Source organism: Lysobacter capsici (assembly GCF_014779555.2).
In the GTDB taxonomy this organism is placed as follows: domain Bacteria; phylum Pseudomonadota; class Gammaproteobacteria; order Xanthomonadales; family Xanthomonadaceae; genus Lysobacter; species Lysobacter capsici.
Genome location: NZ_CP094357.1, coordinates 4,787,348 through 4,805,265 on the forward strand (window position 1 = coordinate 4,787,348; position 17,918 = coordinate 4,805,265).

A 17,918-nucleotide genomic window follows, 5' to 3' on the forward strand; every position below is an offset into this window, starting at 1 on the left:
CTGATTTTCAGTCCGCCTGGCGGCGCAGGAACGCCGGGATATCCAGGTAGCTGTTGTCGCTGCCGAAATCGGCCACGGCCGGGCCGGTCGGTTCCTGGCGCGAGCTGCCGCGCAGGCTGCCGCCGAAGCTCGGCATCGGCGCATGGCCGACGTCGTCCATCGCGCCGAACTCGGGCTGACCGGTGGTCGCGTTGCGCACCAGCTGGATCGGCGCGCGCTGCGATTCGCGCTCGTAACCCGAACCGCGCACCGACTGCTTGGTGGCCACGCGGTTGAGGCCGGTGGCGACCACGGTGACGCGGACTTCGTCCTGCATGTCCGGATCGAGCACGGTGCCGATGACCACGGTCGCGTCCTCGGAAGCGAAGCCTTCGATGGTGCGGCCCACTTCGTCGAACTCGGCCATGGTGAAGTCCGGGCCGGCGGTGATGTTGACCAGGATGCCGTTGGCGCCGGCCAGGTTGACGTCGTCGAGCAGCGGGTTCTGGATCGCCGACTCGGCCGCGGCCTGGGCGCGATCGTCGCCGCGCGCGGCACCGGTGCCCATCATCGCCAGACCCATCTCGCTCATGACCGTGCGCACGTCGGCGAAGTCGACGTTGATCAAACCCGGGCGCACGATCAGATCGGCGATGCCCTGCACCGCGCCGAGCAGCACGTCGTTGGCGGCGCGGAAGGCCTGGATCATGGTCGCGTTGCGGCCGAGCACGGTGATCAGCTTCTCGTTGGGGATCGTGATCAGCGAATCGCAGTGGTGCGACAGCTCCTCGATGCCCTTGAGCGCGACCTGCATGCGGCGGCGGCCTTCGAACGGGAACGGCTTGGTGACCACGGCCACGGTCAGGATGCCCATCTCTTTGGCGAGCTGAGCCACCACCGGCGCGGCGCCGGTGCCGGTGCCGCCGCCCATGCCGGCGGTGATGAACACCATGTCGGCGCCGGTCAGCGCGTCCATGATGCGTTCGCGATCTTCCAGCGCCGCCTGACGGCCGACTTCCGGATTCGCGCCGGCGCCCAGGCCCTTGGTGACATTGCTGCCGAGCTGCAGCTGCAGCTTGGCGCCGCAGTTCTTGATCGCCTGCGCGTCGGTATTGGCGGTGATGAATTCCACGCCATCGACATTACCGCTGACCATGTGCGCCACGGCGTTGCCGCCGCCGCCGCCCACGCCAACGACCTTGATGACCGCGTTCGGGGCCATTTTTTCAACCAGTTCGAAATGTGCCATGTTCTCGTCCTCTTATGTGCCGGGAGTCGGGAATCGGGAATGGGGAATCGGAAAAGCGTTCCGTCCTAATCTCGATCTCGTCCTCGTCGACGTTTATGGTTTTAGTTGCTTTACCGCTGCCACAACCTGCCAGTGCTGTTGCATGTTGCTGTTGCTGTTGCTGTTGCTCTTACGATTCCCGATTCCCAATTCCCGATTCCCGGCCGTCAAAACTCGCCGCGATACCAGTTCTTGATCTTGTTGAAGAAACTGCCGGCGCGGCCGGTGGAGATCACCGGGCGACGCGGGTTTTCGATCTGGCTGCCCATCAGCAACAGACCCACGCCGGTGGCGTGAACCGGGTTGCCGACCACTTCGCCCAGGCCGGTGACGTGCTGCGGAATGCCCACGCGCACCGGCATCTGCAGCATTTCCTCGGCCAGTTCGACCACGCCTTCCATCTTGGCCGCGCCGCCGGTCAGGACCATGCCGGCGCGGACGTGATGCTCGAAGCCCGAACGGCGCAGTTCGGCCTGGATCATTTCGAAGATTTCCTCGTAGCGCGCCTGCACCGCCTGCGCCAGCGAGTGACGCGGCATGCGCCGCGGCGGACGATCGCCGACGCTGGGCACCTGGATCGATTCCTCGGCGGTCGCCATCTGCGCCAGCGCGCAGGCGTAACGCACCTTGATCTGTTCGGCTTCCGGCGTGGGCGTGCGCAGCATGTGGGCGATGTCTTCGGTGACCTTGTCGCCGGCGATCGGCAACGACGCGCTGTGCGCGATCGCGCCCTGCACGAACACCGAAATATCGGTGGTGCCCGCGCCGATATCGACCAGCACCACGCCCAGTTCGCGCTCGTCGTTGGTCAGCACGGCGTTGCTGGAAGCCAGCACGCCGAGAATCAGATCGTCGACCTGCAAGCCGCAGCGCTGCACGCACTTGCTGATGTTGGCCGCGGCCGACTGCGCGCACACCACCAGATGCGCATGCACCTCCAGGCGCACGCCGGTCATGCCGACCGGATTGCGGATGCCTTCCTGCGAATCGTCGAGCACGTAGTCGCGCGGGATCGCGTGCAGGATCTTCTGGTCGGCCGGTATCGCCACCGCCTTGGCCGCTTCCAGCACCCGGTCGAGATCGCCGTAGGTGACCTCGCCGTCGCGGATCGGGGCGATGCCCTGCGAGTTGCGGCACTGGATGTGATTGCCGGAAATCGAAGCGTAGACCGAGCGGATTTCGCAGCCGGCCATCAGCTCGGCTTCCTCGATCGCGCGCTGGATCGACTGCACGGTCGATTCGATATCCACGACCACGCCGCGCTTGAGCCCGCGCGATTCGTGCGAGCCGATGCCGATCACCTCGATGGGGTTGCCAGGCGAATACTCGCCCACCAGCGCCACCACCTTGGAGGTGCCGATGTCGAGGCCAACGATCAGCGACTTGTCGCCTTTGCGGTTCATGACTGTCCTTGCTGCTGCTTCGGTGCGGCCGCGGGCGCCTGCACGGGCGCCCACGACAGCGAAAAACCATTGGTGTAACGAAGGTCGGCGCGCGCCAGCACCTGCACCCGCTGCGCCATCAGCTGCGGCAGCAGCTTGACGAAGCGGCTCAGACGCGCGCGCGCCTCGTTGCGGCCGACCACGATCTGCGCGCCGTTGGCCAGGCCGAGAGTCCAGCTGCCGCGCTGATCGACTTCGACCTGACGCACGTCCAGACCCACCGGCGCGAACAACTCGCGCGACTCGTTGTAAAGCGCCACCACGTCCTTGATCCGGCTTTCCGGACCGGCGAACTGCGGCAGGTTGGCCGGCACCTGGATGTTGGCGGTCGGAAACAGACGTCCCTGCTCCGACAACAAACGATCCTGGCCCCAGCGCGCGAACGGCTTGTGCTCGATCACGGTCACTTCCAGCACGTCGGGCCAGCGCTTGCGCACTTCGGCATGGCCGACCCACGGCAGCTTGGCGACCGCGACCTGCGCCGACGCCAGATCGACCGCGAAGAAACCGCGCTGCGCATACGGCAGCAAGGTCTTGCGCAACGCCGTCGCATCCACCCGCTCGAACTCGCCGGTCACGCGCAGGCGCTTGAGCGGCCATTGGTTCGCGCCGATCCAGCCGTTGAGCACGGCGACGACCGGCAGCGCGACCAAGGCCAGCGCAAGCAACCATCCGACGAGGCGGAGCATGGCGTTCACGCCGTCGCACCTCCTTGCACGGTCGCCTCGAGCACGCGCCAGCACAGCTCGTCGTATTCGATCCCGACCTGACGCGCGGCCTTGGGCACCAGCGAATGGCTGGTCATGCCCGGCGCGGTGTTGACCTCGATCAGATACATCTGGCCGCTGTCGCGGTCGCGCATCACGTCGACCCGGCCCCAGCCCTTGCAACCGGCGGCGACGAAGGCTTCCATCGCCATGCGCCGGATTTCGGCCTCGTCGACGCCTTCCAGGCCCGGACACAGGTACTGGGTGTCATCGGCGATGTACTTGGCGTGGTAGTCGTACCACTCGCCCTTGGGCACGATCCGGATCGACGGCAGCGCGGTGTAGCCCTCGCCGTTGATCAGCACCGCGACGGTGAGCTCGTCGCCGATCACCATCTGCTCCATCAGCATTTCGCCGGGATAGCGCGCGGCCAGTTCGACCGCTTCGTCGATGTCGGCGTCCTTGAGCACGCGCGACACGCCGACGCTGGAGCCTTCGCTGGACGGCTTGATGATCACCGGCAGGCCGATCGCCTTCGCCGCGGCATGCACGTCGTCGCCCTTGGCGATGCGGCGATAGCGCGGGGTCGGCAGGCCGGCCGACATCCACACCTGCTTGGTGCGGATCTTGTCCATCGCCAGCGCCGAGCCGAGCACGTCCGAGCCGGTGTAGGGAACGCCGAACGCTTCGAGCACGCCCTGCAGCACGCCGTCTTCGCCGCCGCCCTTATTGCCGTGCAGGATGTTGAACACGCGGTCGACGCTGCCCACGCGAATGGCTTCGATCAACGCCGGAATGCCGTCGACCGCGAACGCGTCCACGCCGCGCGAGCGCAGCGCTTCGAGCACGCCGCGGCCGGAATCCAGCGACACCTCGCGCTCGGCGCTGGTGCCGCCCATCAGCACGGCGACGCGGCCGAACACGGCCGGATCGGTGACGCGGAGCGGGGCAAACTGCGAACTCACTTCGATTCTCCCTGGAAACCCTGGCTGGCCAACTGCTGCGCCGCCGCGCCGATATCGCCGGCGCCCATCAGCAACAGCAGATCGCCGTCGTTCAATACATCCGGCAACACGCCGGCCAGATCGCCCGCGCCGCCGACCACCACCGGGTCGATGCGGCCGCGCGCGCGGATCGCGCGCGCCAGCGACTTGGCGTCGGCGCCGGCGATCGGCGCTTCGCCGGCCGGGTACACCTCGGTCAGCACCAGCGCATCCACCGACGACAGCACCGCGGCGAAATCGTCGAACAGATCGCGGGTGCGGCTGTAGCGATGCGGCTGGAACGCGACCACCAGACGCTTGTCCGGCCAGCCGCCACGCGCGGCGGCGAACACGGCCTCGAGTTCCTTCGGGTGATGGCCGTAGTCGTCGACCAGTTGCACGGTCGCGCCCTTGTCGGTGTGCAGCTGCGCCAGCAGATTGAAGCGGCGGCCGATGCCTTCGAATTTTTCCAGCGCGCGCGCGATCGCATCGGGCTGCACGCCTAGTTGCCAGGCGACCGCGCACGCCGCCAACGCGTTCTGCACGTTGTGCCGGCCCGGCAGCGCCAGGGTCACCGCGGTGCGAGTCGCATCGGGCAGGCACAGGGTGAAATGCATCGCGCCGCCGGCTTGGCTGACGTCTTCGGCGCGCACATCGGCGGTTTCGTCGAAGCCGTAGGTCATCACATGGCGCGGGGTTTCCGCGGCGAGCTTGGCGACGTTCGGGTCGTCGATGCACAGCACCGCCAGCCCGTAGAACGGCAGCCGGTGCAGGAATTCCTCGAACGCGGCCTGGACCTTGGCGAAATCGCCGCCGTAGTTTTCCAGGTGATCGGCGTCGATATTGGTGACGATGGCGATCTGCGGATTCAGGCGCAGGAAGCTGCCGTCGCTTTCGTCGGCCTCGGCCACCAGCCACTGGCCGCCGCCCAGGCCCGCGTTCGCGCCGGCCGCGAGCAGCTTGCCGCCGATCACGAAGGTCGGATCGATGCCGCCTTCGGCCAGCACGCTCGCGGCCAGCGAGGTCGTCGTGGTCTTGCCATGGGTGCCGGCCACCGCAATGCCGCGGCGGAAGCGCATCAGTTCGGCCAGCATCTCCGCTCGCGGCACCACCGGAATGCGCTGCGCGCGCGCTTCCATCAATTCGGGGTTGTCGCGCTTGATCGCGCTGGACACCACCACGCAGTCGGCGCCGAGCACGTTGGCCGCGGCGTGGCCGCGATGCACGTTGGCGCCCATCGCGGTCAGGCGACGGGTGACCGCGTTGTCGGCGGTATCCGAGCCCGACACCTGATAGCCGAGCGTGCACATCACTTCGGCGATGCCGCTCATGCCGGTGCCGCCGATGCCGACGAAATGCACGCGCGGAAACGCCTTGGCCAGGTCGCCGGTGTGCTGCAGGCGGCGGCGGAGTGCGGTGCTCATGCTTTGAAATCCGGGAGTCGGGAATGGGAAATCGGGAATCGGGAGGAGCGGGTTTCGTCGCGATCTGAAAGTTCGTGCATCGAGAAGCATCCGGACGGGACGGCGCTCGGCTCTTGCCGATTCCCCATTCCCCATTCCCGATTCCCGTGAGCGAAGCGACTCATCGCGCTATCTCCAGCACAATCTGCGCGACCCGATCGGCCGCGTCGGGTTTTGCGATGCTTCGCGCCGCTTCGGCCATCTGCAGCAGCACGCCGCGTTCGGCGAGAATTTCGATGGTCGCCGACAGGCGCGCGCCGAGGTCGTCGCCGGCCTGCGGCAACAACTGCGCGGCGCCGCGGTCGACCAGGAAACGCGCGTTCTTGGTCTGGTGGTCGTCGACCGCCTGCGGGAACGGCACCAGCACGCTGCCGACGCCGGCCGCGCACAGCTCGGCCAAGGTCAGCGCGCCCGAACGACAGACGACCAGGTCGGCCCACGCATACGCGGCGGCCATGTCGGCGATGAACGGTTCGACCGAAGCGATCACGCCGGCGTTCGCATAGGCCTGTTCGGCATCGGCGCGCAGCTTCTCGCCGCTTTGATGCCGCACTTCGCAGGGCACGCGGCCGCGCAGGCCGGCGATCGCGGCGGGCACGGCCTGATTCAAGGCGCGCGCGCCCTGGCTGCCGCCGAGCACCAGCAGCCGCAACGGGCCGCTGCGTTCGGCGAAGCGCTGCGCGGGCGGCGCGACCGCGGCGATCTCGGCGCGCACCGGGTTGCCGACCACTTCTTCCTGGCCACCTGGGAAGGTGTCCGGAAAACCGGTCAGCACGCGGCGCGCGAAACGCGACAGCACGCGGTTGGTCATGCCCGGGGCGCGATTTTGTTCGTGCACGATCAGCGGCACGCCGGCCAGGCGCGCGGCCAGGCCGCCGGGACCGGCCGCATAGCCGCCGAAGCTGATCACCGCGCGCGGCTGACGCGCGCGCAACACGCGCTGCGCGGCGCGCACCGACGCGGCCAGCCGGAACGGCGCGCGCAACAGCGTCGCCAGCCCTTTGCCGCGCACGCCGCTGATCGCGATGGTGTCGATCTCGATGCCATGCTGCGGCACCAGACGCGTTTCCATGCCGCCGTCGGCGCCGAGCCACGATACCGGCACGTTGCGCGACAGCAAGGCTTTGGCCACCGCCAGACCCGGGAAGATATGTCCGCCGGTACCGCCCGCGAGAATCATCACCGGACGCTCGCTCGTACGAAGCTCGCTCATGCGGGCCTCCCGAACGAGGGCTCGACGCGTTCGCGCAGCCGGCTGGTGCCGCGCGCGGCGTCGCTGCTGCGGGTGGCGCCGACGGCCGCGGGCGTCGCAGTCGCGGTCGCGGTCGAAGGCGCGCCACTCGCGGCCGGCGCGGCCGTCTGCGCCGCTTCGCCGCGCAAACGCGCGACCTGGCGCTGGGCGCGGTCGAGTTCGTAGGACACGCGCAACAACACCGCCAGCGCCGCGCAGCTCATCAGCACGCTGGAGCCGCCGGAGGAAATCATCGGCAGGGTCAGACCCTTGGTCGGCAACAGACCCAGGTTGACCCCGATCGAAACGAAACTCTGCAGCCCCATCCACAAGGCGATGCCGAACGCGACATAGCCGGAGAAGTGGCGGCGCATCTCCACGCACTTCAGCCCGATCCACAGTGCGCGCCCGGTCAGCAGCGCGTACATGCCGACCACCGCGCACACGCCGGCGAAACCGAATTCCTCGGCGATCACCGCCATGATGAAGTCGGTATGCGCCTCGGGCAGGTACGACAGCTTCTGCACCGACGCGCCCAGGCCGACCCCGGTCCATTCGCCGCGACCGACCGCCATCAAGGCATTGGTCAGCTGGTACCCGGTGCCGAATGGATCGCTCCACGGATTCATGAACGAGGTCAGGCGGATCACCCGGTACGGCTCGGCGATGGCGATCACCGCCAGGATCGGCAGACCGATCAGCACCGGACCGAACATGCGCGGCATGTTGACGCCGCCGAGCACCAGCATGCCGGCGGTGATCGCCAGCAGCAGCGAGGACGAACCGAAGTCGGGCTGCATCAGCAACAGGCCGACCAGCACGATCGCCACGCCGATCGGCTTGAGCATCGCGCCCCAGGTCGCCGAGATGTCTTCGCTGAAACGCTTGAGGTAGCTCGCCAGCCAGACGATGTAGAGCAGCTTGACCGCCTCGACCGCCTGGAAACCGACCGGGCCGAAGTTGATCCAGCGCTTGGCGCCGTTGACCTGCTTGCCGATCACCGGCACGAACACCAGCAACAGCAGCACGATGCACACCAGCAGCAGCCACTGGTTGTGCTGTTCGATGGTCTTGAGCTCGGTGCGCATCAGCCAGAACGCCATGCCCAGGCCGACGCCGAGGAAGATCAGGTGGCGGGTCAGGAAGTAGAACGCGTCGACCTCGTGGGTCGCGGCGACGCCGAGCGAGGCCGAGCCGACCATGACCACGCCGGTGCAGGCCAAGGCGATGGACACGAACAACAGCCACGGGTCGTAGCGACCGTGGATGGCGTCGAGTCGGGTTGCCTGGCGCGCGGAGTTTTCCATCAACGGACCTTGAGAGTGGCCAGACCGACCAGCACGAGCACGACCGAGATGATCCAGAAGCGCACGATCACGCGCGGCTCGGGCCAGCCCTTGAGTTCGAAGTGGTGATGGATCGGCGCCATGCGGAACACGCGCTTGCCGGTGAGCTTGAACGAGGCGACCTGGATCATCACCGACAGGGTTTCGATCACGAACACGCCGCCCATGATCACCAGCACCAGTTCCTGGCGCACGATCACCGCGATGGTGCCGAGCACCGCGCCCAGCGCCAGCGCGCCGATGTCGCCCATGAACACCATCGCCGGATAGGTGTTGAACCACAAAAAGCCCAGACCCGCGCCGGCGATCGCCGCGCAGATGATCACCAGTTCGCCCGCGCCCGGCACCTGCGGGATCTGCAGGTACTTGGAGAACTCGGCATGGCCCGAGGCGTAGGCGAACACGCCCAGCGCGCAGGCGACCAGCACGGTCGGCATGATCGCCAGGCCGTCGAGGCCGTCGGTCAGGTTGACCGCGTTGGAGAAGCCGACGATCCAGAAGTACGCGACCACGATCAGGCCCGCGCCGAGCGGAATCGCGATGGCCTTGATCAGCGGCACGTAGAAGGTCGTGCTCGCGACCACCGCCGGATCAGCGGTGAAGTACAGGAACGCGCCCGCGGCCAGGCCGAAGATCGACTGCAGCAGATACTTCCAGCGCGATTTGAGGCCGTTGGGATCGCGGCGCACGATCTTGATCCAGTCGTCGTACCAGCCGATCGCGCCGAAGCACAGCATCACCCCGAGCACCAGCCACACATACCTGTTGCGCAGGTCGCCCCACAGCAGCACCGAGGCCAGCACCGTCATCAGGATCAGCGCGCCGCCCATGGTCGGCGTGCCGGCCTTGGAAAAATGCGTCTGTGGGCCGTCCTGGCGGATCGGCTGGCCGCCCTTGTACTGGGCGAGCTTGCGGATCACCGCCGGGCCCCACCACAACGACAGCGCGAGCGCGGTCAACGCGCTGAGGATGCCGCGGAAGGTCAGATAGCCGAACAGCCCGAACAGGCTCTGCAACTGCTCCAGCCAACGAGTGAGTTCAAGCAGCATGCGTGGTCCCCTTCCCCTGTGCGGGCTTATGCGCGGACAGCAACGCCGTCACGATCTTGTCCATCGCACTGCTGTGCGAACCTTTCACCAACACCCGTACGCCTTCGCGCAGCTGCTCGCTGAGCGCGCGCGCCAGCGCGTCGTGGCTGTCGAACACCTGCGCGCCGTCGCCGAAGGCCTGGGCCGCGGCGGTCGGCAGTTCGCCGAGCGCGAACAGGCGACGCAGCCCGGCGGCCTTGGCGCGACGGCCGATGTCGGCGTGCATGGCGATTTCCTCGTGGCCGATCTCGCGCATCGCGCCGAGCACCAGCCAGTTTTCGCCGCCCATCTCGGCCAGGGTGTCGATCGCCGCCGCGGTCGAACCGGGATTGGCGTTGTAGCTGTCGTCGATCAGCACCGCGCCGTTGTCGAGGCGATGGGTGATCAGGCGGCCGTCGACCGGCAGCGCGGCATTGAGGCCGGCGGCGATCGCGGCCAGCGACACATCGGCGCCGAGCGCCAGCGCCGCGGCGGCCAGCGCATTGCGCACGTTATGACGGCCGCTGAGCTTCAGCGCGACCGGGGCCTCGCCCTGCGGCGTCACCAGCACGAAGCTGGAACCCTCCGGCCCGACCCGAACGTCCTTCGCGGTCACGTCCGCACTGGCGTCGATGCTGTAGCGGATGATCCGCCGGCCCGAGGCGCGATTGTCGAAGTACGGCGCGAACGCGTCGTCGGCATTGATCACCGCCACGCCGTAGGACGGCAGCGCGTCGTAGATCGCGCCCTTGGTGTCGGCGATGCCGAGCAAACTACCCATGCGCTCCAGATGCGCCGGGGCGATGTTGTTGACGACCGCGACCTGCGGACGCGCGACCCGCACGAGGTAATCGATGTCACCGGGCTTGCCCGCGCCCATCTCGTAGATCGCGAACAAGGCGTCTTCGGGCGCATCGAGCACCGCCAGCGGCAGGCCTATCTCGTTGTTGCGGTTGCCCGGGGTCGAATAGGTCCGGCCCGGCGCGGCCTGCTCCAGGATCGCGGTGGTCAGCGCCTTGACGCTGGTCTTGCCGTTGCTGCCGGTGATCGCGATCACCCGGGTGTCGCGGGTCGACTGCACCGTGGTGGCCAGATCGGCCAGCGCGCGTTCGGTATTGGCGACGATCACCTGCGGCATCGCCGCATCGATCTCGCGCGAGACCAGCGCGCCGGCCACGGCGGTGCCGAGCAGCTTGGCGACATGGTCGTGGCCGTCGAAGCGCTCGCCCTTGAGCGCGACGAACAGCGCCGCGCCGCTGACCGGCAGCGCGCGGCTGTCGGTGCTCAGCAGGTCGATCGCGGCGTCCTCGCCGTGCAGGCGGCCGCCGGTCATGCGCGCGATTTCGGACAGCATCAGGCGCCTCATGCTCGCGCCTCCAGTGCCGCCTGCGCGATCAAGGTGTCGTCGAACGCATGGCGCACGCCGTGGATTTCCTGGTAAGGCTCGTGGCCCTTGCCGGCCACCAGCACGATGTCGTCGGGACCGGCTTCGCCGATCGCATGTTCGATCGCGGCGCGGCGGTCGCGCAGCACCACCGCGCGCTGCGGCGCGCGCAGGCCTTCGAGAATGTCGGCGACGATGACGTCGCCGTCCTCGCCGCGCGGGTTGTCGTCGGTGACGATCACCAGATCGGCGCCGTGTTCGGCGATCGCCGCCATCTGCGGACGCTTGCCGCGGTCGCGTTCGCCGCCGCAGCCGAACACGCAGATCAGCCGCGCGTTGGCATGCGCGCGCAGCGAGGCCAGCGCCTGCTCCAGCGCGTCGGGTGTATGCGCGTAATCGATCACCACCAACGGCAGCACGCCGTCGCCGCCGAGGCGGTTCATGCGGCCGTGGATCGGTTCGAGTTGCGACAGGGTCTGGGCGATCTGCGCCGGCGCTTCGTCGAGCGCGTACAGCGCGCCGGCCACCGCGAGCAGATTGTCGACGTTGAAACGCCCGAGCAGCTTGGAAGCGACCGGATGCGCCTTGCCGGCGACGACGAGATCGAAGCCGATGCCGCGGCTGTCGAAACTCAACGCGTCGGCGCGCATGGTGGCGCCGTCGCGGCAGCGCGAGCTCAGGCCGATCGCGCGCACGCCCTTGGGCAACTGCGCGATCAGTTCGCGGCCGAACTCGTCGTCGAGATTGATCGCCGCCGCCCGCAGGCCCGGCCAGTCGAACAATCGCGCTTTCGCCGCGCCGTAGCTCGCCATGTCGCCGTGGTAATCGAGGTGATCGCGGGTCAGATTGGTGAACACGCCGACATCGAAATGCACGCCGGCGACGCGGCCCTGATCGAGCGCGTGCGAACTGACTTCCATCGCCACCGCGGTCGCGCCGGCATCGCGCATGTCGGCGAGCAACTCGTGCAGCGGCAGCACCAGCGGCGTGGTGAAGCCGTTCGGCACGACCGCGCCGTACAGGCCCGCGCCGAGCGTGCCGACACTGCCGCAGCGGATGCCGCGCAAGGTCCAGGCCTGCGCGATCAGCTGCACGGTCGAGGTCTTGCCGTTGGTGCCGGTGACGCCGACCACGGTCATCGCCTCGCTCGCGCGGCCATGGAAGGCATCGCCCATCTCACCCAGGCGCGAACGCAGCCCCGGCACCGCGATCGCATCGGCCGGCGCCGGCAGATCGTCGGGCGCGGGCGGTTCGAACAGGATCGCGACCGCGCCCTGCGCGCGCGCCTGCTCGACGAATTTCAATCCGTGCGCGCCGAACCCGGCGATCGCCACGAACGCATCGCCCGGACGCACCGCGCGGCTGTCCATCACCAGACCGGAAATGCGCAGATCGCCGGGGATGCCGGCGATGTCGGGCAGCAGGTCGGCCAACGGCATCAGGCGGCTCATCGCACGCCTCCCGGGGCCAGCGCGCCGGCCGCGATCGGCGGCGGCGGCGCGGCTTCGTGGGTCGCCGCCGGCAGCACCGGTCCGCTCGGCTTGCCGCCGTTCTGCTTGAGTCGCTTGGCCTCGGCCGCGGCCTGCACCGCGAGCCAGGTTTCGATGTCGTCGGGCGCCACGTCCATCAGGCGCAGCGCGCCGTCCATGACGTTGCGGAACACCGGGCCGGACACCGAACCGCCGTAGTACCCCTTCTTGGTCGGATCGGGTTCGCTGACCACCACCACCATCGAAAAGCGCGGCTTCTCCACCGGCACGACGCCGGCGAACAGCGACACGTACTTCTTCGAATAGCCGCCGGTCGCGCTGAACTTGCGCGTGGTGCCGGTCTTGCCGGCGACGTGATAGCCCAGGATCGCGGCCTGCTTGGCGGTACCGCCCGGCTCGGTCACGGTCTGCATCATGTGCATGATTTCGCCGGCCACGGCCGGGTCGAGCACTTGCTGCGGCTCGTTGCGCTGGCCCTTGACGAAGGTCGGCTGGATCAGCTTGCCGCCGTTGGCCATCGCCGCGTAGGCCATCGCGATCTGCATCGGCGTGGCCGATAGGCCGTAGCCGTACGACATGGTCGCCTTGGTCGTGCCGCTCCAGCGCGACGGCGGCGCGAGCAGGCCCGAGGACTCGCCGGGGAAGCCGCTGTTGGGCTTGCGGCCGTAACCGAAGCCCTGGATGAACTTGTAGTAGTAGTCGTTCGGCAGCGGCAGCGCGAGCTTGGCCGCGCCGACGTTGGAACTCTTGGTGATCACGCCGGTGACGGTCAGGGTGCCGTTGTTATGCGTGTCGGTGATGCGATACCGGCCATTGGGCATCCAGCCCGGCTCGGTGTGCACCAGGGTCGAGGGCTTGACCGTGCCGGCGTTGAGCGCGGCGGCGACGGTGATCGGCTTCATCGTCGAACCCGGCTCGACCACGTCGGTGATCGCGCGGTTGCGGTGGGTGTCGCGATTGCCGGCGCCCAGCAGGTTCGGGTTGTAGGTCGGCAGGTTGGCCATCGCCAGCACTTCGCCGGTCTCGATGTCGAGCACCACCGCCGAGGCGCTGCTCGCGCCGGTGTCGATCAGCGCGCGGCGCAGCTCGCGGTAGGTCAGGTACTGGATGCGGCGATCCAAGGTCAGCGTGATGTCCTTGCCCGGCTCGGCGGTCTGGACCAGATCGACGTTCTCGACGATGCGGCCGGCGCCGTCGCGGATCACCCGCTTGACCCCGGGCTTGCCGCGCAGTTCGTGGTCGAACGCGAGCTCCAGTCCTTCCTGGCCGCGGTCGTCGATGTTGGTGAAGCCCAACACGTGCGACATCGCCTCGCCCTGCGGGTAGAAGCGACGGAATTCGCGCTGCGAGAACACGCCGGGGATCTTGTAGGCGAGGATCCGCTTGGCCTCGTCCGGATTGATCCGGCGCTTGAGGTACATGAACTCCTTGCCCGAACGCTGCGACAGCTTGCGGGTCAGTTCGTCCGGCGCCACGCCCAGGGCCTTGGCCAAGGCCGGCAGGCGCTCGGGGCTCTTGGCCAGTTCCTTCGGATTGCCCCAGATCGACTCGACCGGCGTGGACACCGCCAGCGGTTCGCCGTTGCGGTCGGTGATCATGCCGCGCGAGGTCGGGATCGGGATTTCGCGCAGCGAGCGCGCGTCGCCCTGCTGGCGATAGAAATCGTTGTGGATCACCTGCAGGTCGAGCGCGCGGCCGAGCAGCGCGACCGCGCACAGGCCCAGCGTGCCGCCGACCAGGATCAGCCGGTTGCGCAGGTTGAACTGGGCGCTGCGGCCGCGCGGCTTGTTGCCGGCGCGCGCGCGGTCCTCGCGCAGGCGCGCGAAACCTTCGCCGAGGTTTTCGACCAGGCGATCGAAGCCGCCGCCGCGATTGCCGCGCTCGCCGAGCACGCGATCGAGCGGACCGCTGCGGCCGGGCCGCTTGTTCTTGCGCCCGCTCATGGACGGATCACCACGGTTTCGGCGCCTTCGGGGAACTTCATCCCGATGCGCTCGCGCGCGACCTGATCGATGCGGTTGCTCTCGGCCCAGGTCGCCTGTTCCAGCTGCAGCCGGCCGAATTCGATGTTCAGCTCGTCGCGCTCGCGCTGCAGCTTGTTGAGCTGCACGAACAACTGCCGATGCTCATGGCGCGCGAACACCACCAACAGCGCCGAGACGACGTTGGCGACGATCAGCAGGGCCAGCAGCAGGCGCATCATGCGGCGCCTCCTGGCGGAGTCGCCGGGAATCGGGAATCGGGAGTCGGGAATCGGGAAAGCAAAGAGCCGGGCATGCCGTCACCGGCGTCGGCTTTTGCCGTTCCGATTCCCGATTCCCGATTCCCGATTCCCGGCTCTCCCAGCTTCTCAGCCACCCGCAACACCGCGCTGCGCGCGCGCGGGTTCTCGGAAGTTTCGTCGTACTCGGCCTTCTGCGCGCCGCCGATCATCAACAGATCGGGGGTGAACGCGATCTCGACCGGCATGCGCCGGTTGGCCGGCGGGGCCTTGGCGTGGCGCAGGATGAACTGCTTGACGATGCGGTCTTCCAGCGAATGGAAGCTGATCACCGCCAGCCGGCCGCCGGGCTTGAGCCGCGCGAGCGCCGCGTCCAGGCCGAGTTCCAGATCGGCCAGTTCGCGGTTGATGAAGATGCGGATGGCCTGGAAGCTGCGGGTCGCCGGATGGATCTTCTGATCGCCGCGCGGCATCACCGAGGCGATCAGGTCGGCGAGCTGGGCGGTGCGGGTCAGCGGCTGGGCGTCGCGGCGGGCCACGATGGCGCGGGCGATCTTGCGGCTCTGGCGTTCTTCGCCATAGGTCCACAGCACGTCGGCGATTTCTTTCTCGCCGGCGCTAGCCAGCCACTGCGCCGCGCTTTGGCCGCTGTCGGGGTCCATGCGCATGTCCAGCGGGCCGTCCTTGCCGAAGCTGAAACCGCGCTCGGCCACGTCGAGCTGGGGCGAAGACACGCCCAGGTCGAGCAGCACGCCGTCCAGGCCGGCGGCGGTCGCGTCCCAGTGGGCCAGGTCGGCGAAGCTGCCGCGGTAGATGGACACGCGCGCGTCGTCGCCGAACTCGCGTTCGGCCACGGCGATCGCTTCGGGATCTTTGTCCATCACCAACAAGCGGCCTCCAGCCTGCAATTGCGAGAGCACGCCGCGGGCATGCCCGCCGCGTCCGAACGTTCCGTCCAGATAGGCTCCGTTCCCGTGCACCCGCAGGCCTTCCAGCACCTGCCGGTACATCACGGGAAGGTGGCCGGACCGCGCACTCGTGCGTTCCATGCCACCGCCCGTCATAGCTGCAGGTCGAGCAGTTCGTCGCTCAGATCGTCGTCGGAGATGGTCTGACGGATCTGCGCGTGGTGCGCCTGCTCGCTCCAAAGTTCGAATTTGTCGCCCATGCCCAGCAACACCGCCTTCTTCTCGATGCCCACCGCGGCGCGGTGGCTGGCCGGCACGGTGATGCGGCCGTTGCCGTCGAGTTCGACGAACGCGGCCGCGCCGACCAGCTTGAGCTGCATGTTGCGATTGACCTGTTTGACCTTGGGCAGCTTGTTGACCTGGTCGCGGACGCGTTCCCAGATCGACAGCGGATACAGGTAAAGGGAGCCCGACTCGAACGGGTTGTAGGTGATGACCAGGCGGTTGTCGCATTCGCGCGCGACAAGATCGCGGTAAGCGGTGGGTACCGCCAGCCGTCCCTTGTCGTCGATCGTGATGGCGGTTTCGCCCTGGAACATTGCGCACCTTTGGGGTTCCCGTCTCTACCGGACGGGTCACCTCGTTCGTTCACCCGGCTGGGCGGTTGTCCTTCGAAAACCCACAAAAACCCAGGTTTTCCCTCGGAAGCCCACATTAGCAGGGTGCTCAGGGTTGTCAACAACTTTCCGGGGTAAATTTCGCTAGGCACATCAATGGCTTGCAGCGAACTTCAGAGTCTTATTCAAGACTTATCCACTAGCCTTTGTTTCGTCTCATATTTTGAGACTCTGAACGTCACAAAGTGACCTTCGCGCGAACTCCGTCACAGTTGCCGCGCCATTGCTGCAAGGCAGCACGAAACGCCGATCAGCGCAGAAGATCGAAAAAGACGGCGCGATCGCCGATATCCATGGGAAGAAGCGGACAGGCCGCCGGGCGACGCATTCCGACACCCGGTTCACGTAGCCGCGCCTAGCGTGAAGTTTTCCTGCGCCCTGGAGCCACCCGATGTCCCCACCCGCCCTTCCCGGCCGCCACCTCCTGCGCGCCGGCCTGCCGTCGGTCCTGCTGGCGGCCGCCCTGCTGGCCGGTTGCGGCCGCGGCGAGCCCGACCGGCCGCCCCTGACCGCGGCGGCGGCCGACGCCGAACTGCTCAAGCGCTGGCAGGCCGAGCAGGCGCGCGAAGACCAGCACCTGCAGACCTTCGACGAGCTCGATTTCGTCCATTACAGCGGCCAGCAGTGGCAGGACTTCCACAAGAGCCACGCCCCGGACATCGTGGTCCACTACCCCGACGGCCACACCACCACCGGCCTGGACGCGCACATCGCCGAACTCAAGCCGCAGTTCGTGTTCGCCCCCGACACCAAGATCCGCCAGCACCCGATCAAGCTCGCCCAGGGCGACCTGACCGCGGTGATGGGGGTGATGGAAGGCACCTTCAGCCAACCGATGCCGCTGGCCGACGGCAAGACCCTGGCCCCGACCCACAAGCCGTTCAAGCTCGAGATGACCACGATCGGCCGCTGGAAGGACGGGGTGATGGTCGAGGAGTGGCTGTTCTGGGACAACCAGGCCTTCATGAAGCAGATCGGGGCGGCGCCGTAAGTCAGCAGCCGACGCACTGCCCTTCTCCCGCAAGCGGGAGAAGGTGGCCCGAAGGGCCGGATGAGGGCGAGAGCAGACTCATGTCGGCCATGGCGGCAGCGCGCGCCCTCACCCAACCCTCTCCCGCAAGCGGGAGAGGGCTAAGGCAAAAGCAAGGGTCTATAGAAAGCAAAGGCTGCGCCAACACCCGCACACCACGCCCCACCAGTACGAGAGCCCCCTTTAGTAAAGGGGGCGCCCCGAAGGGGCGGGGTTTTGGAAGCACATAGCGGGGCCCGAAATTTGCTACGCAAATTTTGGGGCTTTTTCTGGCGCAGCCAGAAAAAGCGCGAAGTAGGCCGATAAGCCGGGTTCTGTCGTGGACAGTCATTCCTCTAGGCGCAACGTCACCGTTACGCTCAAGCAACCTACCCGGAGACATCGCGGGCCGCGACATAGTCTCCCTATTTGGTTTTGCTCCCAGTGGGGTTTGCCGTGCCGGTCTGTTGCCAGACTCGCGGTGCGCTCTTACCGCACCGTTTCACCCTTACCACGCACCCTCGCGGGCCGTTCGGCGGTCTGCTCTCTGTTGCACTTTCCGTCGGCTCGCGCCGCCCAGGCGTTACCTGGCACCGTGCCCTGTGGAGCCCGGACTTTCCTCGGCACCGGATCTTGCGACCCGATGACGCGACTGCCTGGCCTACTTCGCGTCGGCATTGTCGCATGCGCGCGGCCCGAACCGCCGCCGCGCGGTTAAATTGA

13 protein-coding genes, 1 other RNA gene and 2 pseudogenes are annotated in these 17,918 nt (G+C 67.7%); 1 reads left to right on the forward strand and 15 read right to left on the reverse strand.

What is annotated here, in order from left to right; genetic code table 11:
* Positions 1-7: 7 nt before the first annotated feature.
* The 14 genes and pseudogenes from ftsZ to mraZ all read right to left on the reverse strand — a co-directional run bounded on the left by ftsZ (position 8) and on the right by mraZ (position 16,108).
* Entirely contained in the window at positions 8-1,228 is a 1,221-nt protein-coding gene (ftsZ, locus tag IEQ11_RS19620) for a cell division protein FtsZ (RefSeq protein WP_036104606.1), read from the reverse strand.
* Positions 1,229-1,434: 206 nt separating this feature from the next.
* Positions 1,435-2,670: a cell division protein FtsA gene (ftsA, locus tag IEQ11_RS19625; protein WP_036104607.1), complete on the reverse strand. Its 1,236-nt coding sequence runs from the start codon at positions 2,668-2,670 to the stop codon at positions 1,435-1,437.
* A gap of 56 nt (positions 2,671-2,726) precedes the next feature.
* A pseudogene (locus IEQ11_RS19630) lies at positions 2,727-3,407 on the reverse strand (cell division protein FtsQ/DivIB); the annotation flags it as partial.
* Positions 3,404-4,381, reverse strand: coding sequence for a D-alanine--D-alanine ligase (locus tag IEQ11_RS19635; RefSeq protein WP_046657795.1), 978 nt, complete (start codon positions 4,379-4,381; stop codon positions 3,404-3,406). The pseudogene IEQ11_RS19630 and the gene IEQ11_RS19635, both read right to left, overlap by 4 nt.
* Positions 4,378-5,823, reverse strand: a complete 1,446-nt coding sequence (murC, locus tag IEQ11_RS19640; protein ID WP_057922453.1) for a UDP-N-acetylmuramate--L-alanine ligase — start codon at positions 5,821-5,823, stop codon at positions 4,378-4,380. Before murC ends, IEQ11_RS19635 begins: the two co-directional genes overlap by 4 nt.
* Positions 5,824-5,892: 69 nt before the next feature.
* Positions 5,893-7,075: pseudogene (gene murG, locus IEQ11_RS19645) on the reverse strand (undecaprenyldiphospho-muramoylpentapeptide beta-N-acetylglucosaminyltransferase); the annotation flags it as partial.
* Positions 7,072-8,400 carry a putative lipid II flippase FtsW gene (gene ftsW / locus IEQ11_RS19650; RefSeq protein ID WP_191822058.1) on the reverse strand — a complete coding sequence of 443 codons (1,329 nt, stop codon included), beginning with the start codon at positions 8,398-8,400 and terminating at the stop codon, positions 7,072-7,074. The gene ftsW and the pseudogene murG, both read right to left, overlap by 4 nt.
* Entirely contained in the window at positions 8,400-9,488 is a 1,089-nt protein-coding gene (gene mraY / locus IEQ11_RS19655; protein WP_036104620.1) for a phospho-N-acetylmuramoyl-pentapeptide-transferase, read from the reverse strand. Before mraY ends, ftsW begins: the two co-directional genes overlap by 1 nt.
* Complete coding sequence (locus tag IEQ11_RS19660) at positions 9,478-10,872, reverse strand: UDP-N-acetylmuramoyl-tripeptide--D-alanyl-D-alanine ligase (protein ID WP_191822059.1); 1,395 nt, start codon at positions 10,870-10,872, stop codon at positions 9,478-9,480. Before IEQ11_RS19660 ends, mraY begins: the two co-directional genes overlap by 11 nt.
* Positions 10,869-12,329 carry a UDP-N-acetylmuramoyl-L-alanyl-D-glutamate--2,6-diaminopimelate ligase gene (locus IEQ11_RS19665; protein ID WP_191822090.1) on the reverse strand — a complete coding sequence of 487 codons (1,461 nt, stop codon included), beginning with the start codon at positions 12,327-12,329 and terminating at the stop codon, positions 10,869-10,871. Before IEQ11_RS19665 ends, IEQ11_RS19660 begins: the two co-directional genes overlap by 4 nt.
* Before the next feature lie 8 nt (positions 12,330-12,337).
* The gene (locus tag IEQ11_RS19670) at positions 12,338-14,323 is read right to left on the reverse strand and encodes a peptidoglycan D,D-transpeptidase FtsI family protein (protein ID WP_082124471.1); all 1,986 of its coding nucleotides are present in this window, start codon (positions 14,321-14,323) and stop codon (positions 12,338-12,340) included.
* Entirely contained in the window at positions 14,320-14,583 is a 264-nt protein-coding gene (gene ftsL / locus IEQ11_RS19675) for a cell division protein FtsL (RefSeq protein ID WP_031371593.1), read from the reverse strand. Before ftsL ends, IEQ11_RS19670 begins: the two co-directional genes overlap by 4 nt.
* Entirely contained in the window at positions 14,580-15,650 is a 1,071-nt protein-coding gene (rsmH, locus tag IEQ11_RS19680; protein WP_228464673.1) for a 16S rRNA (cytosine(1402)-N(4))-methyltransferase RsmH, read from the reverse strand. Before rsmH ends, ftsL begins: the two co-directional genes overlap by 4 nt.
* Positions 15,651-15,661: 11 nt before the next feature.
* On the reverse strand, positions 15,662-16,108 hold the full coding sequence (mraZ, locus tag IEQ11_RS19685; RefSeq protein WP_036104630.1) for a division/cell wall cluster transcriptional repressor MraZ: 447 nt from the start codon (positions 16,106-16,108) through the stop codon (positions 15,662-15,664).
* A gap of 469 nt (positions 16,109-16,577) precedes the next feature.
* Here mraZ and IEQ11_RS19690 point away from each other — a divergent pair, with 469 nt between their 5' ends.
* Positions 16,578-17,177: an ester cyclase gene (locus tag IEQ11_RS19690; RefSeq protein WP_191822061.1), complete on the forward strand. Its 600-nt coding sequence runs from the start codon at positions 16,578-16,580 to the stop codon at positions 17,175-17,177.
* Positions 17,178-17,503: 326 nt separating this feature from the next.
* Here IEQ11_RS19690 and rnpB read toward each other — a convergent pair.
* An RNA gene (gene rnpB / locus IEQ11_RS19695) (RNase P RNA component class A) lies at positions 17,504-17,863 on the reverse strand.
* Positions 17,864-17,918 lie beyond the last annotated feature (55 nt).